Raw genomic sequence first — 23,385 nt, 5'->3', positions numbered from 1 at the left:
GCGTTATTTCACGATCGTCTCGTCGCGCACGAACATGTTCGCCCAGGCGCGATCCACCAGCTCGGGCGTCATCTTGTAGGGCAGGCCTTCGAAGTCGCAGACCGAGATCATCTGGTCGATCAGGAACAGCGGCTGGTAGTTGGCGTAGACATTGTCGATCGAGGGATATTTCGTCTTGAGCAGGTGCACCAGCGATGCCTCGTCGAGCTGCATTTTGCGTTTGCGGGCGACCAGCGCGAAGATCTTGAGGAAATCCTCCTGGTTCGGGCCGTCGATCTTGATCTTGAAGAAGATCCTCCGCAGCGCCGCCTTGTCGAAGATCTCGTTGGGGTGGAAGTTGGTCGAGAAGATCACAAGCGTGTCGAAGGGCACCTCGAATTTCTCGCCCGATTGCAGCGCGAGGATATCCTTGTTTTCCTCCAGCGGCACGATCCAGCGGTTCACCAGCTTTTGCGGCGGTTCCGCCTGACGCCCCAGGTCGTCGACGATGAAGATGCCGCCCGTGGCCTTGAGCTGAAGCGGCGCCTGATAGGTCCGTGCGGTGGGGTTATAGACCAGATCCAGCATGTCGAGCGACAGCTCGCCGCCGGTGATCACGGTGGGGCGCTCGCAGAGCACATAGCGCGTGTCGAACCGGTTGTTGCGGCGCAGGCGTGTGGGGTCGTCCTCGGCGGTTTCGGCGGCGGAATGCACGATCGGGTCGTAGACCGAGATCACCTGACCGGAATATTCGATGGCGCGCGGCACGTAGATCTTGTCGCCGATGGCGTCGCGGATGCCATTGGAAATCGAGGATTTGCCATTGCCCGGAGGGCCGTACATCAGGATCGAGCGCCCGGCGCCGACGGCGGGGCCGAGATGCGAGATCAGATGTTCGGGCAGCACCAGATGGCCCATGGCGCCGAGCAGCTGGTCGCGGGTGATCTGGATATTGCGGATCGACTGGCGCTTGACCTGCTCGGCATAGAGATCGAGCGGCACCGGCATCGGGCCGAAATATTCCGACTGCGACAGCGCGTCGAGCGCGCGCGCCTTGCCGGAATCGGTAAGCTGATAGCTCATCTCGTTGCCGGCATTGGCGCTGAGCGTGCCCATCGCCTCGAGCAGCCCCTGCGAGCGCCCCAGGTCGATCAGCTCCTGCGTGATGCCCATCGGCAGACAGACCGCCTTGGACAGATCGGTGACCGTGTTGGCGTTCTTGCGGAAGATGGTCTTCAGCATGATGTCACGCATGAAGATCGGCGAGAGGTTCATCTCGTCCAGGCGTTTCGGCGGCGGCGGCGCCATGACGGCGCTGGGTTCCATATTCATCTCTGCAAGGCCCTGTTCGGATCTGTTGCCGCCGAAGAAACAACAGCTTTGTGGCAAGAGATGGGCCGGGCTTGGGAAATGCAGCGGCCTGTGACGGCCCGCGCCGAAATCCTCAGCTTCCGTAGAAGATCCCCAGGATCAGATAGAGCGCCAGCGTGCCGCCAAGCGCGAGGCCCATGGGAAAGCGCTTGCCGCTCGACCAGCTTTTCCATTCGGGCGCGAGCCGTTGCAGCCCCGACCATTTCGCAATGCGATGGCTGAGAAAGGCGGCCAGCAGCGTCACCGCGAAGAGCGCCATCAGAAAGCGCAGATCGCCGACATGCACCAGCGGCGCGGCGGCGGCGGCGAATTTTGCATCGCCCGCGCCCATCACCCCCCCGGCATTGAGCGCGATGCCGGCAACCAGAACCGCGGCGAAATGCGTATAGCGCCAGAGATAGGCGTCGAAGGGCAGGGCGATCAGCCCGACCGCGACAAAGATCACGAACAGCGCCAGGTTGGCCTGGTTGGTGATCCGCAGCTCGCGCATGTCGGTAAAGCAGACATAGAGACAGATCGGAATCACGAAAGGGGCAAACCAGATCGCGGAGGCGGCGGAAATCGACAGCATCGGATCAGTTGGAGATACTGGTTTCCAGCGCTGCCAGCGCCGTCGATGCCGCGTCGAAGTGCTGCGGATGGGTTTCGATCGCATCGCGCAGCAGCCCCTTGCCGATCTCGACATCGCCGCGCTTGATCGCGGACAGGCCGAGGGTGTGCAGCAGCTCGGCGCGCTCGATCTGGGTCATTTGCATCACCGGAAGGGTGTAGTTGCCCTGGGCGCCGCGCGCCAGAACCAGGTTGTTCTTGGCGGTGAACATGGACGGGTCGTGGCGCAGCGTGTCGTAGAACATCTTTTCGGCGCTGGCGTACTCGCCACGGCTCAGCTTGGAATAGCCCCAGTTGTTGAGCACCGGCGCGGGACGGGTGGTGAGCCCCACGGCGGTTTCGTAAAAGCTGTCGGCCTTCTTCCAGTCCTTGTGGCTGTCGGCGATCATCGCCTCAAGCCGGTAGCGCTGATAGGTCTCGTGTGTCGGCGGGATGGAGGTCAGGACCTGCTCGGCCTTTTCCCAGTCGTTGTTGCGGATCAGCGCATCGGCCAGCGCCACGCGGTCCTCGTTGGTGGCGTCCTCGTGATCCACGACGCGGCCCCAGGCGATGGTGGCTTCCTGACTGCGCTTGGCACGGACCAGAGACTGCGCCAGCCCGCGCATCAGGTCGATCCGGCCCGGGTCGATCTTGTTGGCGCGCTGGAAATAGGCGGCGGCTTCCGTGGGGTCTGCCGCCTTGAGCATGACGTCGTTCAGGCCGGTGCCGTCGATGGCGTTCACACCAGCGAATTCGCGGTCGACCGCGTCCTTGTCTATCGTCTTTTCACAGGCGGAAAGGGTAACGACCCCTGCGGCGCAGAGGATCACAAGGATAGGGTGGCGCATTTGTTGCGTCCTTTTACTGCTCTTGCCTCATCAGCCGATGCGACGGATCAGATAGGTTCCGCTCCCCCGCCGCTCGAGCCTGTAATCTTGTTGTTCGGAGCCAGCATAGCCGGGATTTTCGATTTTTGCGAGCGCCAAGCGCAGATTGTCGCGGATTGCGTCACTTTCGCCATTGTCGAGCGCATAGGCGCGCCGGAACACCTCCGCCGCTTCGGCGGTCTTGCCGCGTTCGAGCAGCACCACTCCGAGATTGTTCCAGGCCTCGGCCCATTCGGGTTCGGCCTCCACCGCCTGGCGCAGCAGCCGCTCCGACTGATTGAGCCGGCCAAGCCCGAGATTGGCCGAGCCGAGCGAGGTAAGGACCTCGCCGGTCAGCCCGTGCCGGCCGGCGGCGCGGGTATAGGCTTCGAGCGCCAGCTCGTATTCGCCGGCCTCCATGAGCTGATGGCCCACAACCAGCCCGTCCACCGCCTCGCCGCGGGGGTCGATGGCGGGAGCGTAGATCGGGTCGTCGGTTGCGAACGGGCCGCCCGTGGAACAGGCGGCCAGCAGCAGAAGTGTCAGGCAGGCGGTCAGGCCGAATTTCATCGCGTCAGTTGAAACTGAGATTCCCAAGCTGTGTGATGCTCATCACCGACGGACCCACAAGGATGATCAGCAGCGGCGGCACCGTGAGCATCATAGTGGTCAGCGTCATCTTTGTCGGCAGCTTGTTTGCCTTTTCTTCGGCACGCATGACCCTTTTGTCACGCATTTCCGATGCGTAGACCCGCAGCGCGTCGGCAATCGAGGTGCCGAAGCTCGCGGCCTGGTTGAGAACGGTGACAAAAGAGGCAACGTCCTGCACGCCGCAGCGCTCGCCCATGTCGCTGAGCACGCTGCGCTTGTCCTTACCGGCCTTCATCTCGTGGCTGATGATCTCGAATTCGTCGGCCAGGGCGGGATAGGAAGCACGAATCTCGCGTGCCACGCGCACGATGGACTGGTCGAGCGATTGGCCCGCCTCGACGCAGACCAGCATCATGTCGAGCGCATCGGGAAAGCCCTCTTCGATCTGTTTCTTGCGTTCCTCGACGCGCTTGGTGACCCAGTATTTCGGGGCCAGGTAGCCAATGGCGCCGGGGCCGATGATATACATCAGCTTGGTTTGCAGCGTGGCGTCCGGGCCGTCCTTGAAAAGGAAGTAATAGACCGTGCCGACGATCAGCAGCCCGATGCCCAGCACCATCTGCGCCAGGAAATAGAGCCGCACCGCATCCTTGGTGCGATAGCCCGCCTGCAACAGCTTGAGCCGCATCTGGCCAAGCTCCTCGGCGCTTTGCGGTTCGAGATACTGGGCGTATTTGTTGAGCTTGGCGTGGCGGCGGTTGTCGCGCAGAATCGCTTTGGTTTCCGCATCCATCCGGGCGCGACCGCTCTTGGCGAGCTTGTCCATCGGGTCGGGCTTCTGTCTCAGAAGCATCGGGATGGTGGCGACGATCAGCAGAAAGGCCAGCCCCGCGACAACCATCAGCGGGCCTGCCGGGCCGAGCGCCTCCGTGATCATGGTATTGAGCGTGTCGAACATGGAACGCGGCCTTTCAGACTTTGATGTTCACGAGCATCCGCATGACGATGACGTTCAGCGCCAGGAAGATCGCCACGAGGAAACAGGCGGGAATGAACCAGGGGTGGTCGATCACCTCGTCGTAGTAATGCGGATCGGTCAGCTGGATGATCAGCAGCACGGCGACCGGAAAGCCCGAAAGAAACTTGCCCGACCACTGCGCCTCGGCGGTGATCGCCTTGACCCGGCGGAACAGCCGGAAACGCGAGCGGATCACCTTGGCGAGCCCGTCGAGGATCTCGGCGAGGTTGCCGCCGGATTGCTGCTGGATCGAGACCGCCACGGCGAGGAAGCGCAGATCCTGCATGTCCAGCCGCTCGGCCATGTGCTTGAGGCTTTCGCCGATATCGCGGCCATAGGTGGATTCATCCGAAATGACGCCGAATTCGGTGGCCAGCGGATCCTTGATCTCGCGCGAGACGACAGCGATGGCCGAGCTGAACGGGTGTCCGACCCGCAGCGAGCGCACCATGAGTTCCACCGCGTCGGGAAGCTGTTCCTCGATCAGCGCGAGGCGTTTCTTGGCCTTGTGGTTGACCCACATGAACACGCCGCCGACGCCCATGCCCACGCCCATCACCAGACGCACGGGCAGGCCGGCCTCGGTGCCAAGGGTGAGGCCCAGAAAGGCAAAGACACTGACACCCGCCATGATTCCGATGAGCTGGTTCGGGGTGAAGGCGATGGCCGCCTTCTGCGCCCGGTCGGCGAGCAGCGAATAGAGCGGGATGCCGCGGCTTTCCAGGTGCTGGTCCATCTCCTTGCGGAGCTTGGCGAGCACCTCTTCGCGGTTGACGTTCTTGTCGAGCATCTCCAGCCGGCGGTTGACCCGGCTGTTGAGGCTGATCGTGCGCCCGAAGGCCACGAGATAGACGCCCTCGACCAGTACGAGGACGCCGACGAAGATCAAACCGTAGATGATCAGTTCTGCGGACAGCATGGCTTACTCCGGGCGGAAAGGTTCGTATACCGACGGCGGGATATCGTAGCCCCACATCTTGAAGCGCTCTGAATAGTGGCTGCGCACGCCGGTGGCGGTGAAGTGGCCGATGATCTTGTTGTCGGGGGTCAGGCCCACGCGCTGGAAGCGGAACAGCTCCTGCATGGAGATCACATCGCCCTCCATGCCGGTGATCTCGGTGATCGAGGTCATCCGGCGCGAGCCGTCCTGAAGGCGCGAGGCCTGCACGATGAGGTTCACGGCCGAAGAGATCTGCGACCGCATCGCCTTGAGCGGCATCTCCACACCGGACATCGCGATCATGTTCTCCATCCGGCTGATACCGTCGCGGGCGGAGTTGGCGTGGATCGTGGTCATCGAGCCGTCATGGCCAGTGTTCATGGCCTGAAGCATGTCGATCACTTCCTCGCCGCGCGTCTCGCCGACGATGATACGGTCGGGACGCATCCGCAGCGCGTTCTTGAGACAGTCGCGCGGAGTGACGGCGCCCTTGCCTTCGACGTTGGGCGGTCGGCTTTCCATCCGGCCCACATGGGTCTGCTGGAGCTGGAGTTCCGCCGTATCCTCGATGGTCAGGATCCGCTCGCTGTCGTCGATGAAGGAGGACAGCGCGTTGAGCGTGGTGGTCTTGCCCGAACCGGTGCCGCCCGAGACGATCACGTTCAGCCGGGTGGCGACGGCAGCTTGCAGATACACCGCCATTTCCTCGCTGAACGCGCCGAAATTGATCAGGTCGTCGATCGACAGCTTGTCTTTTTTGAACTTCCGGATCGACACCAGCGAGCCGTCGACCGCGATGGGCGGCACCATGGCGTTGAAACGCGAGCCGTCGGCAAGGCGGGCATCGACATAGGGGTTCGATTCATCGACGCGCCGGCCAACGGCCGAGACGATCTTGTCGATGATGCGCATCAGGTGGCGCTCGTCCTTGAACACCACGTCCGAGAGCGTGAGTCTGCCGTTGCGTTCGATGAAGATCTGGTGCGGACCGTTGACGAGAATATCGGAAACGGTGTCGTCCTGAAGCAGCGTTTCCAGCGGGCCGAGCCCCTTGACCTCGTCGTAAAGCTCCTGGTTCAGCGTCGTTCGCTCTTCGCGGTTCAGAACGATGCTTTTTTCGTTCAGCGTCTCGGCGACAATGGCGCCGATTTCCTCGCGCAGCTCCTTTTCGCTGGCCTGGTCGATGGCCGCGAGGTTGAGATTGTCGAGCAGCGCGCGGTGCAGTTCGAGCTTGATATCGCCCAACCGCTCCTTGCGTTTCTTTTCGCGGTCCTGCGGCTCGACCTCGGCGGCTTTCTTGGCCATCGGCTTGCGGCGCGAGCTGGGTTTCGTCGCCGTGGCAGCCGGTGCCGGCCGGGGCGCTTCGGCGACCGGCACGGCCTGTTTGACGGCGGTTTTCTTGTAGCGGGAGAACATGGATCAGGCTCCTTCTCAGGCGGCTTCCGCATCGGTCTGACCGATGCTGTGAAGCTCTGCCGCCAGTTTCGCGATATCCTTGCGCAGCGGGTTCTTGGGCGCGCTGGAAGCCAGCGGCATGCCGTGATCGCCGGCCATGGCCACGGCCTTGCCGCCATCGGGCAGATGCACGTCAAGGCGGATGCCGAGGCTTTCGGCCATGCGCTTGGCGCGGCTCTTGCCCTGGAGGTCGGTGAATTTCGGCGCGCGGTTCAGCACAAAGCGCAGCTTGTCGATGGGCAGTTCTTCTGCCTGGAGCGCGCGCTTGAGCCGCAGTGTGTTCTGGGCAGAGCGCATGTCGAGTTCGAGCAGGGCGAAATAGACCTGTGCCTCGAGCAGCACGGTCTCGGTCCATTGGACCAGAGTGCCCGGCATGTCGACGACGACGTAGTCGAAATGCTCGCGGGCCACGTCGAGCAGGGCTTTCACCTCCTCGGGGGTGATCATGTCGAGCGGAATCACATCCGCGGGCGAGGTCAGGACCTGGAGCTTGTCCTCGAAGGTCACCAATGCCTGACCGAAGCTGTCGCCGTCCATCGCGTCGATATCGCTCAGAAGCTCCAGCACCGCCTCTCGGCGGGGCAGGTCGAGATAGGTGGCGACCGAGCCGAATTGCAGCCCGAAATCGAGCAGGCAGACCCGCGGCGCGCGCTCTTTCGTCACCGTGGCCAGTTCCCAGGCGAGGTTGACCGCAAAGGTGGTCGCACCGCAGCCGCCGCACATGCCCTGCGCGGCGATCAAAACCCCGTCACCGCCGCCTGACAGTTGCACACCTTCGGAGCGTGCGGTCTGAAGCACCGCGGGGCGCTGGCGCAGCCGCTCTACCGCGGCGGCAAGCTCGCCTTCGGGAAGCGGATAGGGGACAAATTCATCGGCGCCGCCACGCAGAAGCTGGTGCAGCGCCGCCGGGGTCACGTCCTCGGCGATCAGGACCACCTTGACATCGCGCGCCTTGGCCGCCGCAATCACCTCGGAGAGAAGGCCGAGCTCGTCCTCGTCCTCCTCGTCAATGGCCAGCGCGACGAATTCGAGGCCCTGCGCGTCGGGCTGGCGCAGGAAGGCCAGCGCTTCGCCGAAACCGAGATCGCCCCAGCCTTCGCCGAGCAGGTCTTCCATGTCTTCGATGAGAAGATCGAAATCCTGCACGTTCCGGCTGATTGTGCAGGCCACGATCGGGCTGGGATCGCTGTGCAGCGCAGGTGTACTCGTCATTGCCTCTCATCCTTTACCTTATAGGGCGGTCCCGGGCGGCAAAGGCAAAGGCAGTCGATTAGGCTTTTACCCGCTTTCCAGGGCCCTTGTGCCGAGTCGCGTCGGCACAATTCTCCCTTCTTGGGTAAGATCCTTCAGAATGTAGGCAACATTTGGGCCGAAAAACCGTAATTGTACGGTATTGCCGGACGGTATCGGCGCTGCAGAGTTAGGAGTCGCCGCCGCCGGCATCGCCGGTGCCCGACAAGGTGGTCGCCTGTGCGGCACTGCGAATGTACTCGCGATAGATCACCTCGGCATATTTGCCGTCGAGCACGTTGGGATGGCCTTTCACAAAGCCCGACACTTCGGTCACCGTGCGCCGGTTGCGCCGTTCGCGCCCCTCGGTGACGATGAGCGGCTGCGACTCGCCGTATGAAACCACAGCTTCGAGGCGCGAGCGCGAAATGCCCTGGCTGGCGAGATAGGCCACCACAGCCTGTGCACGGGCCATGCCCAACCGCTTGTTATAGCTGTCGGAGCCGACCAGATCGGTGTGGCCATAGACGCGGAAACGCACTTCGGGGAACTGCCGGATCCAGTTGGCCTGTTCGCGCAGTGTGTCGCGCGCGCCGGAGTCGAGCTGGGCGCTGTTGAAGGCGAAATTGACCATCGTGGGCACTTCCTGAGCGAAGCGCTTGCCGAGATCGAACACATAGGCCCGCTCGCCATTCATGATCTGGGTGTTGTTCATCGTCGAATTGCCGAAATCGCCGTTGTCAGCGATAGAGCCCGCCTCGTCGAAAAACTGGTTCCGCACCGGATCGGAGCCGGGGCCGCCGCAGGCCGCAAGAAGGCCAAGGCCAAGCCCGGCCACGCTATACCTGATCATTTTGCTGCGCCCCCGCATCGTCGTCAGTCCATCACATAGCCATAAGAGCCGGTGAAATCCTGCTTGGCAACCTCTGCGGCGCCTCCGGATGCCGGGCGTTTTTCATCGGATGCGGTGCGTCCGTAGAGAAAGAGGTCTTTCTCGGTCGGCGGGCGCACACGGTCGGTCGGCAGGGCCAGCGCCTCGCCACGCGTTGGCGTGACCAGATGCGGAGTCACGATGATCACCAGTTCGGACTGTTCGCGTTGGTATTCGGCGCTGCGGAACAGCGCGCCCAGAATCGGGATGTCGCCGAGCCACGGAACCTGGCCGTTGAGATCGCGGAAGTCGTCCTGCAACAGGCCGGCAATGGCAAAGCTCTCGCCATCGCGCATCTCGACCGTGGTGGAGACTTCGCGGCGCCGGAACGCATCGACGCTGAGGGATTCCAGAACGACGCCGTTGGCGCTGTCGATCGAGGAGACCGCGCCAAGCATTTCCAGATTGATCAGGTCGCCATCGACCACGCGCGGGATGAAGTTCAGCTCGACGCCAAAGGGCTTGTACTCGACGGTCACCACACCGTCGCCCTGCGACACCGGAATGGGGTATTCGCCACCGGCGAGGAATTTCGCCTCCTGTCCCGATAGCGCGGTCAGGTTCGGTTCGGCGAGTGTTCTGGAAACACCTTTGCTTTCAAGGGCTTCGAGGAGGATTCCGACTTCGAGCCCACCCGCGTCAAAGCCAAGGAGCAGGGCGCCCTGATCGTCGCCGCTCACCTCGACCGGATTGCCGAGCCCGTTTTCGCCGCTCAGCCAGGTGCCGGTTTCACTGGCAAGATCGACATCGTCGCCAAAGATCGTGCCGCCGAGGGCCAGCGAGGACCGCAGCGCCTTGGAGACCGACCGCTGCATCTCGGCAAAGCGCACCTTGAGCATGACCTGCTGCACGCCGCCGACCGACATGAGGTTGGACACCCGTTCCGGGGCGTAGCGCTGCGCAAGATCGAGCGCGCGCTGTAGTTTCTGCGCACTCGACACGGTGCCCGACAGCACGATGCCGTCATTGGCGGTGCGCACCTCGATCTTTTCGTTGGGCAGGATCTGGCGCAGGCGTTCCTTGAATTCGGTGACATCGGCCGCGACGCGCACATCCACATTGGTGATCAGCTGGCCGTTGGCATCGAGGATGGTCAGGGTCGTGGTTCCGGGCGTCTTGCCCAGCACATAAATGGTGCGGTCGGACAGAGACGAGATATCGGCGATGGCGGGGTTGGCGATCGAAAGCTCGGCGAAGGGAGAGTCGCTCTCCACGACGACCGCGCGGTTCATCGGTACGCTCAGAACGCTCTCGGTGCCGGTCCGGACAACTCGCAGGTTTTCCGCCTGAGCGGGGAGGGCGAGCGGGCTCGCCGCCAGAGTCAGCCCGCAAAGGGCCGCCTTGAGAAACTTGTCAATTGTCATGTGACCTGCCTTTCGATCACGCCTCGGAAGCAGGTCTTGCCGCCTGCATTTCAGCCGACTCTGCGTCAGTTTCGGTTTTTTTGCAAGAATCAATGGCTTCGGCGCGGACCCTTATGTGGGTATCTCGCAACATGCCGGTTTTCGCCGGGCACCGCAGCAGATGGGGCGCCGATGGGCGCCCCTTGCTCAAGTCTCTGAATTCGCTCAGTTCGTACAGGGGATGGGGATCTGGACAACCTCCGAGCCGCGGCGCACGCGGGTGGTGCAGACCTCGGCGGCCTGCTTCTCGGCCTGCCGCTCGACTTCGCCCAGACCGAGCAGGGAGCGCTGATCGACTTCAATGACATCGGCGACGGTTTCGTCGTTGCTGCCCATCAGCGAGAGCGCCAGCCGGCCGGTGCTTTGCGCCTGAGCGAGCCCCGCCACCTGCTGAGGGCTGATGGCCACGGTGACGGTGCGCGCGATGGACGCGTTGGAGGACGCGGCCTCGGCGGTTTGGTCGATGGCGATCAGCCGGATGCCGGTCTCGATCAGTCGGGTGACATCGCCGCGCGGCAGATTGGGGTCGCCGCCGGGCATGCGTCCGGTCCAGTAGATATCCACCCGGTCGCCGGGACGCAGGAAGCCTGACACGCCGGAGGCCACGTCGACCTTGAGCGCAAAGGCACGCTCGCCGGTTCTCAGCCGTGAGGTCAGACCGGCATCTCCGCCGGGCTCGCTGACCCGCGTGTCGAGCACCGCGTCGAACTTGCCCATGGCATGCAGCACCACGCGCGGTTCGGATCCCGCCGGGAAGAGCGGGGTTTCCTCGTCGAAAGCGCCCTCGGGCATGATTTCGGTTGGCCACGGCGCCAGGCGCACATCCTTTTCGGTCAGAACCTCACCGTATTTCAGCGCGCGCGTCGCAACATAGATCTGTTTGGTCGGCACCGCCTGGACCGCCTTCTGGCGCTCGTGTTGCAGCGCGTTCTGATAGGCGCCAAACTGCTTCTGCGCGAGATGAACGGCAAAGCCGGCAAGGCCAAGGCCCGCGATCAGCACAAGTCCGAATACCAGTCGCATGTATTTACCTCTCGGGTTTCGCCTCGGAACGCGCCTTTTGCTGCCAGGCGCTTTCGGGCCCCATCGTTACAGCGGGAATGTGGCCAATTCTGGTCCGCACTGCGCCGCTTTCGGGGCCGGTGCGCTGGTTGTGGGAAAGCTGGCGTGCAAATCGGCGGCGCAAAAACGACAAAGGCCGCTTCGTGATCGAAGCGGTCCCTTCAGGCGTTACGGGTATGGGCGGTCTTATTCGTCCGGTGTCGTGCCGGTCGGGAACAGATTTGTCTGCTCGGCGGCAATCGCTTGCCCCGTTGCCGCATCCATCGCCGCACTGTTGTCTCTGATCTGGTAGAACGAAATCGCTGCCATGAACACCATGGAGGCGGTTAGAACGACCCAGTCCACCGTCACGGCACCGGCGTCGTTGCGGAGGAAGGCCTTCAAAACGCTAAACATCTTGTTCAGCTCTCCCGATATCAGCTCTGAGCCAAATCTGCCCGCTGGGGCTATTGTCCGCCGGGCCGGCACTGGCCGGTCCGGCGGAGAATTTCGTAGCCGATTAGTCGGCCGGGGCGGTGTAGCCGGTGCCGAACAGGCTGGTGCCTTCGGTCTGGATGGCGCCGCCGGCAGCGGAGATCATCGCTTCGGAGTTGTCGGCGATGGTGGTGTAGGCGCCGATCGCCATGGCGACCACGGCTGCGGTCAGCACGACCCAGTCAACCGTCACAGCACCGTCTTCGTCGTTGCGGAAGTTTTTGATGAAGTTCAGCATGTCTCTCTCCGTAGGTAAGATGTTGTCTTCTGTTGCTCACATCACCGCGTCGGAGCGTTGTGTGGGCCTCTCTCATTGCCCCGTCCCGCTGCGGTATGAGCAGATATAGCCCCCGGAATCAGGCAGGAATTGGGCACAATTGGTTTGATTTTGTAGTTCGGCGGAAATTTCGGATATCTTCCTGCAAGTCCTTGAAAAATATTATTTTAAAAATCTTCTTTTCGGAATATTTGCGTTTTGGACGCTGCTTTCCGGCGAAAATGGCACGGCGGCGTGCCGATTGCGGCAACGATATTGGCCAAAAGCGGCCTTTGTGTCAGATTGGGGCAAAGAGAACAGACCAGAGGCAGGTCAAGCGATGTTCCGAACGATGGGTTTCACGGCCCTGATGGCCGTTTTCTGCGCCGGCGCGCTGCCGGCCGACTCCCCGCCGCCCTTTCCGGAGTTTTCCGCCAAGCGCGTGACGCCGCCGAAACCGGGCACAAAAAAGCGCATCACCGTGCAGATCGCCCCGGGGCCTGCGCCGACGCCCGCCTCGGCGGCAAGCGCGGCCGCGCCCTCCGGCCGCGCCAGCGGCGAGGGCTCCTTCCCGTGGTTTTGGGAAACGGTCTCTCCGACGCTCGCGGCCAGCGGGCCAGGGCGGTTGGAGCCGGCGCTGGTCAAGCTCTCGACCCCGCCACAGGGGCGCGGCGTGGCCGCGCCGCGTCTCCAGGATCTCCAGGGGCTGGCGCAGGCGCACGGGATCGAGCTGCTGAAATCCACCGTGGGCACCCGTGTCTCGCCGGTGCTTGCGCTGGCGGTGATGTCGGTGGAATCGGGCGGGCGCGCCGATGCGGTGAGCGGCGCCGGCGCGCAGGGGCTGATGCAGCTGATGCCGGCCACCGCCGAACGGTTCGGCGTGCAGGATGCCTTCGACCCGGCGGACAATATCCGCGGCGGCGTGGCGTTTCTCGACTTCCTGATGCAGACCTTCGACGGCGACCCGATCCTGGTGCTGGCCGGCTACAATGCCGGCGAGAATTCGATCCCCAAACACGACGGCGTGCCGCCCTATGCGGAAACCCGCGATTACGTGCCCAAGGTGCTGGCCGCCTTCAGCGTGGCGCGGGGCCTCTGCCTGACCCCGCCGCAGCTGATCTCCGACGGCTGCGTGTTTCGCCTCGCCGCCAACTGACCCGGCACGCGCAGCCCGGGCTTTCATCTTTCTATAAATACTCCAGCGCCCTCTCCATCCCGGCAGGACGCCCGGGCAGAGGCGCCGGTCAGCCGCGCAGCACCGCGCCGGGGTTCATGATGCCCCGCGGATCCAGCGCCGCCTTGATGGCGCGCATCGCGGCAAGCTTCGCCGGATCACCATAGCGCTCCAGATCCTCGACCTTGAGTCGGCCGATGCCGTGCTCGGCGCTCACCGAGCCGTCCATCTCATGCACCAGATCGTGCACCGCATGCTTGATCTCGTCGCGCTGGTTGACATGCTCCTCGCGGCGCCGGCCCGGCGCGGGAAAGACATTGTAATGCAGGTTGCCGTCGCCGAGATGGCCGAAACAGTTGATCCGGAACTCCCCCAGCCGCGCCAGCACCGGCGCGCCACGCGCGATGAACTCCGGCACCGCGCCCAGCGGCAGCGAAATATCGTGCGAGGCAATGGCGCCGATGACCCGGTTGGCCTCGGGAATACGCTCGCGGATCGCCCAGAAATCCTGACGCTGCTGCTCGGACTGCGCAACGATCCCGTCGCTCACCAGCTCCGCCTCCAGCCCGGCGGCGAAAAGCTCTTCCAGCGCTGCCTCCGGGTCTAGACCGCGCGCCAGCCCCAGCTCGACCAGAACGCACCAGTCCGGCGGCTCCGGCCAGGGCTGGCGCAGCTCCGGCAGCGCCTCGGTCAGAAAGTCGAGCCCTTGACGCGAGATCAGCTCGAAGGCGCTGATGCCCTCGCCAAGCTGGTCGCGGGCGATGGCCAGCAGCTCCAGCGCGGCGGCGGGGCCTGCCACGGTAAAGAGCGCGGTGCCGGTGGCGGCGGGGATCGGCGCCAGCTTCAGCGCGGCGGCGGTGATCAGGCCCAGCGTGCCCTCGGCGCCGATCAGCAGGTTGCGCAGATCGTAGCCGGTATTGTCCTTGCGCAGCCGTTTCAGCCCGTGCCAGATCGTGCCGTCCGGCAGCACCGCCTCGAGCCCCAGAACCTGGTCGCGGGCATTGCCGTAGCGCAGCACATTGACGCCGCCGGCATTGGTCGCCAGCAGCCCGCCGATGCGCGCGGTGCCCTCCGAGGCGAGGGAGAGCGGAAACAGCCGCCCGGCCTCGCGCGCGGCCTCCTGCACATCGGAAAGCACCGCGCCGGCCTCGGCGAGCGCGACGTTTTCCTGCGGATAGACGGCGCGGATCGCGTTCATGCGCTCCAGAGAGATCAGCAGCGGCGCCGGGCCTTCCGGCGCGATCTGGCCACCGACCAGCCCGGTGCCGCCGCCGAAGGGCAGGACCCCAACGCGCGCGTCGTTGCAGGCGCGCAGAATGGTCGACGCCTCATCGGTGCTGCGGGGCAGGGCGACCCAGCCTGAGCAGCCGTGCCAGCGCCCGCGCGGTTCCTCGAGATAGCGCGGCTCGGCGCGGCGCAGGGTGTTGTCTGGCAGGCTGGATGCAAGACGCTCGGCAAAGCCGTCATCGGCGGGGGTCAGGGTCATGGTCGGTCCTCTCGGCGGCAGAGTGGTCCGGTTTTGTAGCGATGCCAAGGGGCGGGCGGCGCAAATCTTTTTATGAAAAGATTTGCAAATTCTTTTCAAAGAATTTGCGGCGCGGGGGCCGGATCAGTCGCGCACCCAGGCCGGTTGCAGCACCACCACGGTCGGGCGCGGCGGCAGGTCGCGCAGGCTGACCACCAGCTCGGCCCCGCTGCGCCGGTCGATGGCGAATGTATCGGAGACATCGTCGAGAAACCGGCTCAGCGACTGGCCGGAAAACCAGTGCATCGGCAGGATGACCGAGCTTTTCAGCCGTTCCACCACCCGCACCATGGCGTCGAGCCCCATGGTATAGCCGCCATCCACCGGCACCATCAGCACATCGAGCCGCCCAAGTGCCGCGTATTGCGCGTCGTTCGGCTCGTGGTGCAGGTGTCCGAGATGGCCGATGCAGAGCCCCTCGACCTCGAAGACGAAGATCGAATTGCCCTTCTCCTCGACCCCGCCCATGGCCGAGCGGATATCGGTCGAGACATTGCGCACCAGCATTTCACCGAGATCCAGATGATGCTCGATGCCTTCGCCGAACGCGCCCCAGCCGGGCAGCACATGCGGAATCGCCGGGTCGGGATTGGCGGTCCAGTGGGTGCCGTGGGCGTGGTTCATCGTGACGATATCGGGGATCAGCTCGGTATTGCCGATGAACCCGGTGTAATCGGTCACCGCCTCCAGCCCGCCGCGGGTCTGTATCAGGAAACTGGCATGGGCGATATACTGGATGCGCACCGAGTACTCGGGCACCGGATCGGTCCAGGCGGCCTTGTGCAAGTAGCGCAGCCCGGGGTCGGCATCGGCGATGGCGATGCAATGAGAGGGGCGTCTCTGCTGCTGTGCGCTCGCGGGCAGGGTGGCGGTCAGCAGCAGGCTCAGGATCAGGCCGAGGCGCAGCATGGGCGGGTCTCCTTGTTGCGTGGGTCCAGCCTAGCAGGGAAACCGCGCCGCGCATCTGACATTTGCGTTGGTGCGGCGCGGTGCGCCGCAGGGGGAGTATTTTTCGGAAAGATGAAGGCCGGGGCCGCGTCAGCCGGGCAGCGTCATGGCGAGGCCGGTGAGCCAGAGGCCCGCGCCGAAGGAGAGATGGCTGACCGCGCTGCGGCGGCGGGCGATCCAGGGGGCGGGTGTGTTGCGCGCCGCGAGCCCGGCGCCGAGGCAGGGCTGGAGCAGCAGAAACGGCGCGGCCAGTGTCAGCAACCCGAAGCCGAGCGCGGGAAGCGGCGTCGGGGCCGCGAGCCAGCCGGGCGTGACGAGCCAGAGAAACAGCGCGGCGAAGGCGATACCGGTGACATAGTGCAGCGCCCAGCCCAGGGCGCGCTCGCTAGGGATCTGCGGGCTTTGCGCGATGGGGCGATGGATCAGCCGGCCCCGGGGCAGATGGCCCAGCCAGCGGCCCAGAAGTGCGTAGTCGAGACCGGATATGCCCAGCACGCGTTTGCGGACAAGCGCGGTCAGATCCATGACCAGCGTCGCGCCGATGCCCAGGATCAGGGCGGAGAAGAGCAGGGTGAGAAGGTTGGGGGCGGGGGTCGGCATCGTGACGGGCTCCTTGCAGAATCAGGCGATGCCTGCCGATATGCCACTTCAAGTCAACTTGAGGTCAAGCCCATGCTCGACATTGCCGAGGTCGCGCGACAGAGCGGCATTCCCGCCTCGACGCTGCGCTATTACGAGGAGCAGGGGCTGATCCGCTCCGCCGGGCGGCGGGGGCTGCGGCGGATCTTCGAGCCCGATGTGCTCACCCGGCTGTCGCTGATTTCGCTCGGGCAGATCGCCGGGTTCTCGCTGGCGGAGATCGCCGAGATCCTGCGCGATCACGAGGCGCCGGCGATTGCGCGCGAGCGGCTGCTCGACAAGGCCGATGCGCTGGATCTGCGCATCCGCGAGCTGACCGCGCTGCGCGACGGGCTGCGCCATACCGCGCGCTGCACCGCGCCCAGCCATCTGGAATGTCCGAGCTTTCGCCGGCTGATGCGCGTGGCGCTCGCCCATGCGGCGCGGCGCAGGCGGGCGGCGGCGAGGGCGGTGGACTAGGCGGGCTCAGCCCACCTGGGTCTTGCCGCGCCGGTCGCCGCGCAGCGCCGCATAAAGCACATGGGTGCGCCAGCGCCCGTTGATCTGGAGATAGCTCTGCGCCACGCCCTCGTATTTGAAGCCCGAGCGCTCCAGCAGCCCGCGCGAGGCGACGTTTTCCGGCAGGCAGGCGGCCTCGATCCGGCTCAGGTCGAGCCGTTCGAAGGCGTGATGCACCAGCGCCGCGATGGTTTCGCGCATATAGCCCTGGCGCGCATAGGGCTGGCCGGTCCAGTAGCCAAGCACGCCCGATTGCGCCGGGCCGCGGCGGATATTGTCGAGGGTGATGGCGCCCAGGAGCTGCTCGTCCTCGCGGCGGAAGATGAAGAGCGGTATGGCCGTGCCGCCGGCGATGGAGCGGTTGGCCCAGTAGACCCGGTTGGTGAAGGCGCGGCGGGTGAGGTGATCGGGCGCCCAGGAGGGCTCCCACGGTGTCAGGTAGCCGCGGCTTTCCACGCGCAGCGTCACCCAGGGGGTGAAATCGCCGTGCTGCGGCGGGCGCAGCACCAGCCGCTCGGTGTCGAGCCGGAGCTTGCGCCGCCTCGCCAGCATCACGCCGCCCGGCGGGCCTGCAACGCCTCCAGCCCCGGGGCGCCGCCGACCGGCCCGTAAAGCGCCAGCGCCGCCGGGGCGCGCGCCGCCATGTCCTCGGCAAAGAGCCGCACGTCGCCGGTGGTGACGTTGTCGATCCGCGCCACGGTTTCCTCGATGGGCGGCACCTTGCCCCAGATCTGCACCATGCGCGCCATGCGCTCGGCGCGGGAAGACGAGCTTTCCAGCCCCATCAGCAGCCCGGCCTTCATCTGGGCGCGGGCACGGGCGATTTCCTCGGGGCTGAGATCGTCTGCGGCGCGCTTCATCTCGTCGATGGTCAGCCCCGCCAGCGCGGCCAGCTCCTCGCCGCTGGTGCCGGCATAGATCGTGGTCAGCCCGGTATCCGCATAGGCGCCGGTCTGGGCGAAGATCGTGTAGCAGAGCCCGCGCTTCTCGCGGATCTCCTGGAAGAGGCGCGAGGACATGCCGCCGCCGAGCGCGATGGCGTAGATCTGCGCGGTGTAGAACTCCGGATCGCGATAGCCCGGCCCGTTGAAGGCGAGGGCGAAATGCGCCTGTTCCAGCGCCTTCTCGTGGCGGGTCTCGCCGCCGATGAAGCGGGCGGGCTCGGGCTCGGCGGCCCGGCGCGGCGCGAGATCGCCAAAGATCGCCTCGGCCTGTTCCACCAGCGCCGCGTGATCGACGGCGCCCGCCGCCGACAGGATCATCTGATCCGGCCCATAATGCTCGGTGACGAAGGTTTCGAGATCTTCGCGCCCGAAGCCGCGCACATTTGCCGCCTCGCCGAGGATTGTGCGCCCCAGCGGCTGGCCCTGATAGGCGCGCTCCTGCAACCAGTCGAAGATCACGTCGTCGGGGGTATCCAGCGCCTGGCCGATCTCCTGAAGGATCACATGGCGCTCGGTCTCGATCTCGCGCCCGTCGAACACCGGGTTGAGCAGGATGTCGGAGATCACATCCATCGCCAGCCTGGTGTCGTTCTCAAGCACGCGGGCGTAATAGGCGGTCACCTCGCGCGAGGTGTAGGCGTTGATATAGCCGCCCACATCCTCGATGGCCTCGGCGATCTGCAGGGCGCTGCGGGTCTTGGTGCCCTTGAAGGCCATGTGTTCGAGGAAATGCGCAACGCCGTTCTGTTCGAGCCGCTCGTTGCGGCCGCCGGCGGTGACCCAGATGCCGAGCGAGGCCGATTGCAGCCCGTCCATCGGCTCGGAGACGATGCGCAGGCCGTTCTTGAGGGTGGTGAGTTCTACGGTCACTTGGCAAGACGCTCCCGGATGAGGGTTTCCAGCGCGCCGAGATCGTTGGCGACGCGGGTGACGCGCTCGGGGCGGTCGAAGAGATCGGCCATGCGCTCGGGCAGGGGCGGGCGGATGCCGCTGGCTTTTTCCACCGCATCGGGGAATTTCGCCGGATGCGCGGTGGCCAGCGTGATCATCGGGGTGTCGGGCACCCGGTGCTCCTCGGCCACCTTCACGCCGATGGCGGAATGCGGGCAGAGCAGCTCGCCCATGGCGGCATGCGCCTTTGCGATGGTGGCCAGCGTTTCCTCTTCCGAGGCGCGGCCGCTCTCGAAATGCTCGCGCAGGGCCTGCAACGCACCCTGGCTGACGTTGAAGCCGCCGTCCTTCAGCTCGTCCATGAGCTGTGCCACGGCATTGCCGTCGCGCCCGTAAGCGTCGAAGAGGGCGCGTTCGAAATTCGAGCTGACCTGAATGTCCATGCTCGGGCTGATCGAGGGGATGACCTCGCCCTTGGCATAAGCGCCCGATGAGAGGCAGCGGTGCAGGATGTCGTTCTGGTTCGTGGCGACCACCAGCCGGTCGATGGGCAGGCCCATCTTCTTGGCGATGTAACCGGCGAAGATATCGCCGAAATTGCCGGTGGGCACGGTGAAGCTGACCTTGCGGTCGGGCGCGCCCAGCGACACGGCGGCGGAGAAGTAATAGACCACCTGCGCCAGCACCCGCGCCCAGTTGATCGAGTTCACGCCCGCCAGCCGCACCTCGTCGCGGAAGGCGAAATCGTTGAACATGTCCTTGAGCTTGGCCTGGCAGTCGTCGAAATGTCCGTCGAGCGCCAGCGCGTGCACATTGGCCTCGGGCGGCGTGGTCATCTGGCGGCGCTGCACCTCCGAGACGCGGCCATGCGGGAAGAGGATGAACACATCCACCGCGTCCAGCCCCTTGAAGGCCTCGATCGCCGCCGAGCCGGTATCGCCGGAGGTGGCGCCGACGATGGTCACGCGCTCGCCGCGCCGGGTGAGCGCCTCTTCGAAGAGCTGGCCGATGAGCTGCATGGCGAAATCCTTGAACGCCAGCGTCGGCCCGTGGAACAGCTCCAGCAGGAAATGTCCCGGCGCCAGTTGCACCATGGGCGCGCGGGCGTTGTGGCCAAAGCCCGCATAGGCCCTGGCGATCAGATCGCCGAAAGTCTCGTCGGAAAAGCTGTCGCCGACAAAGGGCCGCATCACGCGAAACGCGGTTTCCTCATAGCTCAGCCCGTGCAGGGCGCGGATATCGTCTTTGGACATCTCGGGCACGGTCTCGGGCACGTAGAGCCCGCCGTCGCGGGCCAGCCCGGACAGCATCGCCTCTTCGAAGCTCAGCGACGGCGCCTGGCCGCGGGTGGAGATGTAGCGCATTCAGGTCTCTCCGGTCTTTCTCTGCCGCGCGATGTAATAGGCGGTCATGATCAGCCACACCACGGCCAGCGAGAACCAGGTGATGGCATATTGCAGGTGATCGTTCGGGATGCCGCTGGTGTCCACCGGCAGCGGGTCGATCTCGGGATCTTTCGGATCGGTGGCGCGCGCGATGACCAGCAGCGGTTCGGTGCCCAGCTCTTCGGCCATGGCGCCGATATCGCGGGCGAACCAGATATTCGCCGCCACGTCGTTCTCGGGCGTCGCGGAATTGCGGTCGTCGGGCCAGTGCAGATTGCCCTGCACCTCCGCCGGGCCGATACGGCGCGGGGTGTCCTTGAACTCGTCGCGGGTAAAACCGCGGTCGAGCAGGATCAGCCGGTCGTCTTCGGTGCGGAAGGGCGAGACGATGCGGTAGCCGGCGCCGATCTGTTTCTGGCTGACAAGCACGCGGACCTCTCCGGGAAGGATCTCGCCGCTGAGCTCCACCGGCTGATAGCGCTGCTCTTCGGGGGAAATCATCACCGGCAGCGGTTCGGGGTCGCCGGAAATCCGCGCCTCGATCTCGGCCAGCACGCCCTGTTTCCACTCCAGCCGCTGCATCTGCCAGATGCCGAGCCAGACAAGGATGCCGGCGCCGATGAGGCCGAAAAGCAGGGGGGCGATGAAACGGGTCACGCGGGCTCCGCAGGGGTGAATGTGACGCCTGCTTTATCGCGGGGATGTGGGGGGTATCAAGGCGCGAATGCCCTGCGGCACGCGCGCCCTTGGTGTTTTGGGCAAAACCGGACCGGTGGGCCGGTCCGGAAGTGTCGTCTTACTCCGCCGCCGCGACGCGCTCGTCGAGGATCTCGGCGAATTTGGAATAGGACATGTTGGTGTAGAGCTCGCCGTCGATCACGAAGGACGGGGTGGAGTTGAACCCGTCTTTCTCGACATTGGCCTGATACCAGCCGACCAGCGCCTTGAGCTGTTCGCCATCGCTCATGCAGGCGTCGAGCGCGTCGTTTTCGATGCCGGCGAGCCGGCCGATCTTGCGCAGCGCGTCGGCGACCTCGGCCTCGCTGCCCTTGCGCGCCCAGTCGTCCTGACCGCTATAGATCATGTCGACGATGCCGAAATATTTCATCTCGCCGCCGCAGCGCGCCATCAGCGAGGCCCACATGTCGAACTTGTTGAAATAGGCCTCGCGGAAGGTGAACTTCACCTTGCCGGTATCGACATAGTTTTCCTTGATCTGCGGGAACACCTCGTCTTCGAAGGCGGCGCAGTGCGGGCAGGTGAACGAGCCGTATTCGATCACCTCGACCGGCGCGTCGGGATCGCCGAGGGTCATGTCGGTGACCGTGACCTCCTCGGCGGCCTCCTGTGCGCTGGCGGCGCCGGGCAGGGTCGCGCCGCCCGGGACGGCGAGCCAGGAGCCGCCGGCGGAAAGAACGGCCGCGAGCGCGGCGGTGGTCAGGATACGCTTCATCTGTCTTCCTTCTTGTCTTCGCTCGCCCGCGCGGCGGGCCGTCAGCGTTGCGATTTGGTTATCACGTTTGCGCCCAGCCGTTCGAGCGCCTGACGCAGCCCCTCGTCGGTCACGCCCTCGGTGGCGGTATGCGCCTCGGCGACGATCTCCGGCGTGGGGGCGGGTTTGGTGTTTGGCTTGGCGCGATGCTCGAAGGCGACGCGGCCCTCGGCAAAGCCGGTGGCGGCGGTCTGGGTGACGCGGATGCGGGCGATGGCGTTATAGCCGTAGATCGCGTTGACCCGCTCGCGCAGCTCTTCCTTGCGCATCTCCAGCAGCGGCGCGTTGGCGCCGGTGGTCAGCAGCGTCAGCGTCGCACCGAGACTGCCGCGGCCATAGCCGATCTCCACCGGGCGCGAGATCGCGGCCATCTCGGCCCCGGCAATCTCTTCCCAATGGGTGAGCACACGGGATTGCGCAAAGCCACGGCTTTCGCTGGCGCGGCGGATGTTCTGTTTCAGAAGCCCCCCGGTCTGGGCAAAGCCGTAGGTCGTGCTGCGCCGTTTCATCTTGAATCCCTCTCTGTGGCGCTATTCTAGTGGGCGCGCCTGCGGGCGCCAGCCCGGAATCATCCAATCAAGGGAATGTCAGATTTGCGTGAAACCGCCCGCGCCACGGATTTGCTCGACTGGTACGACCGCCACGCAAGGGATCTGCCCTGGCGGGTCGGACCGCGCGCCCGCGCGGCGGGGATGCGCCCCGATCCCTATCGCGTCTGGCTTTCGGAAATCATGCTGCAACAGACCACCGTGCCGGCGGTCAAACCCTATTTCGAGGCCTTCACCGCGCGCTGGCCGACGGTCTCGGATCTGGCGGCGGCGGCGGATGCGGATGTCATGGCCGCCTGGGCCGGGCTCGGCTATTACGCCCGCGCCCGCAACCTGCTGAAATGCGCCCGCGCCGTGGCCGAAGAGCATGGCGGCGTCTTTCCCGACAGCTACGAGGGGCTGCTGGGCCTGCCGGGCATCGGCCCCTATACGGCGGGCGCCATCGCCGCCATCGCCTTCGACCTGCCGGCCACGGTGGTGGACGGCAATGTCGAGCGGGTCATGGCGCGGCTGCATGACGAGCACACGCCGCTGCCGCAGGCCAAGCCGGTGCTGACCGACATGGCCGCCGCGCTGACGCCGCAGCAACGGCCCGGCGATTATGCGCAAGCGGTGATGGATCTTGGCGCCACGATCTGCTCGCCGCGCAACCCGGCCTGCGGGCTCTGCCCGTGGCGGCCTTCCTGCGCCGCCTGGGAGGCGGGCACGGCGGCGGAACTGCCGAAGAAGGCACCCAAGAAGCGCAAGCCCACGCGGCTCGGCATCGCCTATCTGGTGCGCCGGGTGGATGGTGCCTGGCTGCTCGAACGCCGCCCCGACAAGGGGCTGCTCGGCGGCATGCTGGGCTGGCCCGGCAGCGAGTGGAACGAGGCGCCCGGGGAGGCGCCGCCGATCCGGGCCGAATGGAAGACGCTCCCCGGCGAGGCGCGCCACACCTTCACGCATTTCCACCTGCGCCTGACGGTCAAGACCGCGCTGGTGCCGATGGACCGCCCCGCGACGCGCGGCGAGTTCGTCGAGCTGGCGGAGTTCAGCCCCTCCGACCTGCCGACGGTGATGCGCAAGGCCTACGATCTGGCGCGCGGAAGCTGAGCGCGGTTTTTCCGATTCAAAACCTCGGAAATGCGGCGGATCGTCTCGTGACGCGCTCCGGTCGCAGGAGTAAGCTCCCCCCGGA

General features: G+C 65.2%; 25 protein-coding genes. 3 read left to right on the top strand and 22 right to left on the bottom strand.

Annotated elements, in window-relative coordinates:
- Nucleotides 1-3 precede the first annotated feature (3 nt).
- The 13 genes from Ga0080574_RS07415 to Ga0080574_RS07355 all read right to left on the bottom strand — a co-directional run bounded on the left by Ga0080574_RS07415 (nucleotide 4) and on the right by Ga0080574_RS07355 (nucleotide 12,146).
- A complete protein-coding gene (locus Ga0080574_RS07415; protein WP_076696607.1) occupies nucleotides 4-1,311 on the bottom strand; it encodes a DUF8689 domain-containing protein in 1,308 nt (435 codons plus the stop codon).
- 112 nt (nucleotides 1,312-1,423) lie between these two features.
- Nucleotides 1,424-1,921, bottom strand: coding sequence for a prepilin peptidase (locus Ga0080574_RS07410; RefSeq protein WP_076696605.1), 498 nt, complete (start codon nucleotides 1,919-1,921; stop codon nucleotides 1,424-1,426).
- A gap of 4 nt (nucleotides 1,922-1,925) precedes the next feature.
- A complete protein-coding gene (locus Ga0080574_RS07405) occupies nucleotides 1,926-2,786 on the bottom strand; it encodes a tetratricopeptide repeat protein (RefSeq protein ID WP_076696603.1) in 861 nt (286 codons plus the stop codon).
- A gap of 30 nt (nucleotides 2,787-2,816) precedes the next feature.
- The gene (locus Ga0080574_RS07400) at nucleotides 2,817-3,374 is read right to left on the bottom strand and encodes a tetratricopeptide repeat protein (protein WP_076696601.1); all 558 of its coding nucleotides are present in this window, start codon (nucleotides 3,372-3,374) and stop codon (nucleotides 2,817-2,819) included.
- A 4-nt stretch (nucleotides 3,375-3,378) separates the two neighbouring features.
- Entirely contained in the window at nucleotides 3,379-4,353 is a 975-nt protein-coding gene (locus Ga0080574_RS07395) for a type II secretion system F family protein (protein WP_076696598.1), read from the bottom strand.
- A 13-nt stretch (nucleotides 4,354-4,366) separates the two neighbouring features.
- Entirely contained in the window at nucleotides 4,367-5,332 is a 966-nt protein-coding gene (locus tag Ga0080574_RS07390) for a type II secretion system F family protein (protein ID WP_076696596.1), read from the bottom strand.
- Between the two features lie 3 nt (nucleotides 5,333-5,335).
- On the bottom strand, nucleotides 5,336-6,769 hold the full coding sequence (locus Ga0080574_RS07385) for a TadA family conjugal transfer-associated ATPase (protein WP_076696594.1): 1,434 nt from the start codon (nucleotides 6,767-6,769) through the stop codon (nucleotides 5,336-5,338).
- Nucleotides 6,770-6,784: 15 nt separating this feature from the next.
- A complete protein-coding gene (locus Ga0080574_RS07380; protein ID WP_076696592.1) occupies nucleotides 6,785-8,020 on the bottom strand; it encodes a CpaE/TadZ family protein in 1,236 nt (411 codons plus the stop codon).
- 208 nt (nucleotides 8,021-8,228) lie between these two features.
- The gene (locus tag Ga0080574_RS07375) at nucleotides 8,229-8,891 is read right to left on the bottom strand and encodes an OmpA family protein (RefSeq protein WP_237219335.1); all 663 of its coding nucleotides are present in this window, start codon (nucleotides 8,889-8,891) and stop codon (nucleotides 8,229-8,231) included.
- A gap of 23 nt (nucleotides 8,892-8,914) precedes the next feature.
- Nucleotides 8,915-10,333 carry a type II and III secretion system protein family protein gene (locus tag Ga0080574_RS07370; RefSeq protein ID WP_076696587.1) on the bottom strand — a complete coding sequence of 473 codons (1,419 nt, stop codon included), beginning with the start codon at nucleotides 10,331-10,333 and terminating at the stop codon, nucleotides 8,915-8,917.
- 204 nt (nucleotides 10,334-10,537) lie between these two features.
- The gene (gene cpaB, locus Ga0080574_RS07365) at nucleotides 10,538-11,395 is read right to left on the bottom strand and encodes a Flp pilus assembly protein CpaB (RefSeq protein WP_076696585.1); all 858 of its coding nucleotides are present in this window, start codon (nucleotides 11,393-11,395) and stop codon (nucleotides 10,538-10,540) included.
- A 225-nt stretch (nucleotides 11,396-11,620) separates the two neighbouring features.
- Complete coding sequence (locus Ga0080574_RS07360; RefSeq protein ID WP_076696583.1) at nucleotides 11,621-11,830, bottom strand: hypothetical protein; 210 nt, start codon at nucleotides 11,828-11,830, stop codon at nucleotides 11,621-11,623.
- A gap of 103 nt (nucleotides 11,831-11,933) precedes the next feature.
- Nucleotides 11,934-12,146 carry a Flp family type IVb pilin gene (locus Ga0080574_RS07355; protein WP_076696580.1) on the bottom strand — a complete coding sequence of 71 codons (213 nt, stop codon included), beginning with the start codon at nucleotides 12,144-12,146 and terminating at the stop codon, nucleotides 11,934-11,936.
- Between the two features lie 370 nt (nucleotides 12,147-12,516).
- Between Ga0080574_RS07355 and Ga0080574_RS07350 the strand changes: the two genes are divergently transcribed.
- Entirely contained in the window at nucleotides 12,517-13,320 is an 804-nt protein-coding gene (locus Ga0080574_RS07350) for a lytic transglycosylase domain-containing protein (RefSeq protein ID WP_076696578.1), read from the top strand.
- Between the two features lie 88 nt (nucleotides 13,321-13,408).
- Here the strand turns inward: Ga0080574_RS07350 and Ga0080574_RS07345 are convergent, their stop codons facing one another.
- From Ga0080574_RS07345 to Ga0080574_RS07335, 3 genes are all read right to left on the bottom strand, one after another.
- The gene (locus tag Ga0080574_RS07345; protein WP_076696576.1) at nucleotides 13,409-14,824 is read right to left on the bottom strand and encodes an FAD-binding oxidoreductase; all 1,416 of its coding nucleotides are present in this window, start codon (nucleotides 14,822-14,824) and stop codon (nucleotides 13,409-13,411) included.
- Between the two features lie 123 nt (nucleotides 14,825-14,947).
- On the bottom strand, nucleotides 14,948-15,772 hold the full coding sequence (locus Ga0080574_RS07340) for an MBL fold metallo-hydrolase (protein WP_076696574.1): 825 nt from the start codon (nucleotides 15,770-15,772) through the stop codon (nucleotides 14,948-14,950).
- A 129-nt stretch (nucleotides 15,773-15,901) separates the two neighbouring features.
- Nucleotides 15,902-16,411 (bottom strand): DUF2938 domain-containing protein, encoded by a 510-nt coding sequence (locus tag Ga0080574_RS07335; protein ID WP_076696572.1) that lies wholly within the window; start codon nucleotides 16,409-16,411, stop codon nucleotides 15,902-15,904.
- A 72-nt stretch (nucleotides 16,412-16,483) separates the two neighbouring features.
- Here Ga0080574_RS07335 and Ga0080574_RS07330 point away from each other — a divergent pair, with 72 nt between their 5' ends.
- Nucleotides 16,484-16,909, top strand: a complete 426-nt coding sequence (locus Ga0080574_RS07330; protein ID WP_076696570.1) for a helix-turn-helix domain-containing protein — start codon at nucleotides 16,484-16,486, stop codon at nucleotides 16,907-16,909.
- A gap of 6 nt (nucleotides 16,910-16,915) precedes the next feature.
- Here Ga0080574_RS07330 and Ga0080574_RS07325 read toward each other — a convergent pair whose 3' ends face one another.
- The 6 genes from Ga0080574_RS07325 to Ga0080574_RS07300 form a co-directional block, all read right to left on the bottom strand.
- Nucleotides 16,916-17,500 (bottom strand): GNAT family N-acetyltransferase, encoded by a 585-nt coding sequence (locus Ga0080574_RS07325; protein ID WP_076696568.1) that lies wholly within the window; start codon nucleotides 17,498-17,500, stop codon nucleotides 16,916-16,918.
- Nucleotides 17,500-18,762: a M16 family metallopeptidase gene (locus Ga0080574_RS07320; protein ID WP_076696566.1), complete on the bottom strand. Its 1,263-nt coding sequence runs from the start codon at nucleotides 18,760-18,762 to the stop codon at nucleotides 17,500-17,502. Before Ga0080574_RS07320 ends, Ga0080574_RS07325 begins: the two co-directional genes overlap by 1 nt.
- Complete coding sequence (thrC, locus tag Ga0080574_RS07315) at nucleotides 18,759-20,147, bottom strand: threonine synthase (RefSeq protein WP_076696564.1); 1,389 nt, start codon at nucleotides 20,145-20,147, stop codon at nucleotides 18,759-18,761. Before thrC ends, Ga0080574_RS07320 begins: the two co-directional genes overlap by 4 nt.
- Nucleotides 20,148-20,825: an SURF1 family protein gene (locus tag Ga0080574_RS07310; protein WP_076696562.1), complete on the bottom strand. Its 678-nt coding sequence runs from the start codon at nucleotides 20,823-20,825 to the stop codon at nucleotides 20,148-20,150. It lies immediately after the preceding gene.
- Between the two features lie 139 nt (nucleotides 20,826-20,964).
- Entirely contained in the window at nucleotides 20,965-21,621 is a 657-nt protein-coding gene (locus tag Ga0080574_RS07305; RefSeq protein WP_076696559.1) for a DsbA family protein, read from the bottom strand.
- A gap of 41 nt (nucleotides 21,622-21,662) precedes the next feature.
- Nucleotides 21,663-22,169, bottom strand: coding sequence for a DUF721 domain-containing protein (locus tag Ga0080574_RS07300; RefSeq protein WP_076696557.1), 507 nt, complete (start codon nucleotides 22,167-22,169; stop codon nucleotides 21,663-21,665).
- An 84-nt stretch (nucleotides 22,170-22,253) separates the two neighbouring features.
- On the opposite strand from Ga0080574_RS07300, the gene mutY reads away from it, so the two are divergent.
- Nucleotides 22,254-23,300 (top strand): A/G-specific adenine glycosylase, encoded by a 1,047-nt coding sequence (mutY, locus tag Ga0080574_RS07295; protein ID WP_076696555.1) that lies wholly within the window; start codon nucleotides 22,254-22,256, stop codon nucleotides 23,298-23,300.
- Nucleotides 23,301-23,385 lie beyond the last annotated feature (85 nt).

Origin of the sequence: Salipiger abyssi (assembly GCF_001975705.1) — a bacterium.
Classification (GTDB): domain Bacteria; phylum Pseudomonadota; class Alphaproteobacteria; order Rhodobacterales; family Rhodobacteraceae; genus Salipiger; species Salipiger abyssi.
This window is presented reverse-complemented; position numbering and strand designations above follow the sequence as displayed.

Bases quoted from the DNA above. Each gene is read 5' to 3' on its own strand.
- Ga0080574_RS07415 (WP_076696607.1), bottom strand. From the start codon at position 1,311: ATGAATATGGAACCCAGCGCCGTCATGGCGCCGCCGCCGCCGAAACGC.
- Ga0080574_RS07410 (WP_076696605.1), bottom strand. From the start codon at position 1,921: ATGCTGTCGATTTCCGCCGCCTCCGCGATCTGGTTTGCCCCTTTCGTG.
- Ga0080574_RS07405 (WP_076696603.1), bottom strand. From the start codon at position 2,786: ATGCGCCACCCTATCCTTGTGATCCTCTGCGCCGCAGGGGTCGTTACC.
- Ga0080574_RS07400 (WP_076696601.1), bottom strand. From the start codon at position 3,374: ATGAAATTCGGCCTGACCGCCTGCCTGACACTTCTGCTGCTGGCCGCC.
- Ga0080574_RS07395 (WP_076696598.1), bottom strand. From the start codon at position 4,353: ATGTTCGACACGCTCAATACCATGATCACGGAGGCGCTCGGCCCGGCA.
- Ga0080574_RS07390 (WP_076696596.1), bottom strand. From the start codon at position 5,332: ATGCTGTCCGCAGAACTGATCATCTACGGTTTGATCTTCGTCGGCGTC.
- Ga0080574_RS07385 (WP_076696594.1), bottom strand. From the start codon at position 6,769: ATGTTCTCCCGCTACAAGAAAACCGCCGTCAAACAGGCCGTGCCGGTC.
- Ga0080574_RS07380 (WP_076696592.1), bottom strand. From the start codon at position 8,020: ATGACGAGTACACCTGCGCTGCACAGCGATCCCAGCCCGATCGTGGCC.
- Ga0080574_RS07375 (WP_237219335.1), bottom strand. From the start codon at position 8,891: ATGATCAGGTATAGCGTGGCCGGGCTTGGCCTTGGCCTTCTTGCGGCC.
- Ga0080574_RS07370 (WP_076696587.1), bottom strand. From the start codon at position 10,333: ATGACAATTGACAAGTTTCTCAAGGCGGCCCTTTGCGGGCTGACTCTG.
- cpaB (WP_076696585.1), bottom strand. From the start codon at position 11,395: ATGCGACTGGTATTCGGACTTGTGCTGATCGCGGGCCTTGGCCTTGCC.
- Ga0080574_RS07360 (WP_076696583.1), bottom strand. From the start codon at position 11,830: ATGTTTAGCGTTTTGAAGGCCTTCCTCCGCAACGACGCCGGTGCCGTG.
- Ga0080574_RS07355 (WP_076696580.1), bottom strand. From the start codon at position 12,146: ATGCTGAACTTCATCAAAAACTTCCGCAACGACGAAGACGGTGCTGTG.
- Ga0080574_RS07350 (WP_076696578.1), top strand. From the start codon at position 12,517: ATGGGTTTCACGGCCCTGATGGCCGTTTTCTGCGCCGGCGCGCTGCCG.
- Ga0080574_RS07345 (WP_076696576.1), bottom strand. From the start codon at position 14,824: ATGACCCTGACCCCCGCCGATGACGGCTTTGCCGAGCGTCTTGCATCC.
- Ga0080574_RS07340 (WP_076696574.1), bottom strand. From the start codon at position 15,772: ATGCTGCGCCTCGGCCTGATCCTGAGCCTGCTGCTGACCGCCACCCTG.
- Ga0080574_RS07335 (WP_076696572.1), bottom strand. From the start codon at position 16,411: ATGCCGACCCCCGCCCCCAACCTTCTCACCCTGCTCTTCTCCGCCCTG.
- Ga0080574_RS07330 (WP_076696570.1), top strand. From the start codon at position 16,484: ATGCTCGACATTGCCGAGGTCGCGCGACAGAGCGGCATTCCCGCCTCG.
- Ga0080574_RS07325 (WP_076696568.1), bottom strand. From the start codon at position 17,500: ATGCTGGCGAGGCGGCGCAAGCTCCGGCTCGACACCGAGCGGCTGGTG.
- thrC (WP_076696564.1), bottom strand. From the start codon at position 20,147: ATGCGCTACATCTCCACCCGCGGCCAGGCGCCGTCGCTGAGCTTCGAA.
- Ga0080574_RS07305 (WP_076696559.1), bottom strand. From the start codon at position 21,621: ATGAAGCGTATCCTGACCACCGCCGCGCTCGCGGCCGTTCTTTCCGCC.
- Ga0080574_RS07300 (WP_076696557.1), bottom strand. From the start codon at position 22,169: ATGAAACGGCGCAGCACGACCTACGGCTTTGCCCAGACCGGGGGGCTT.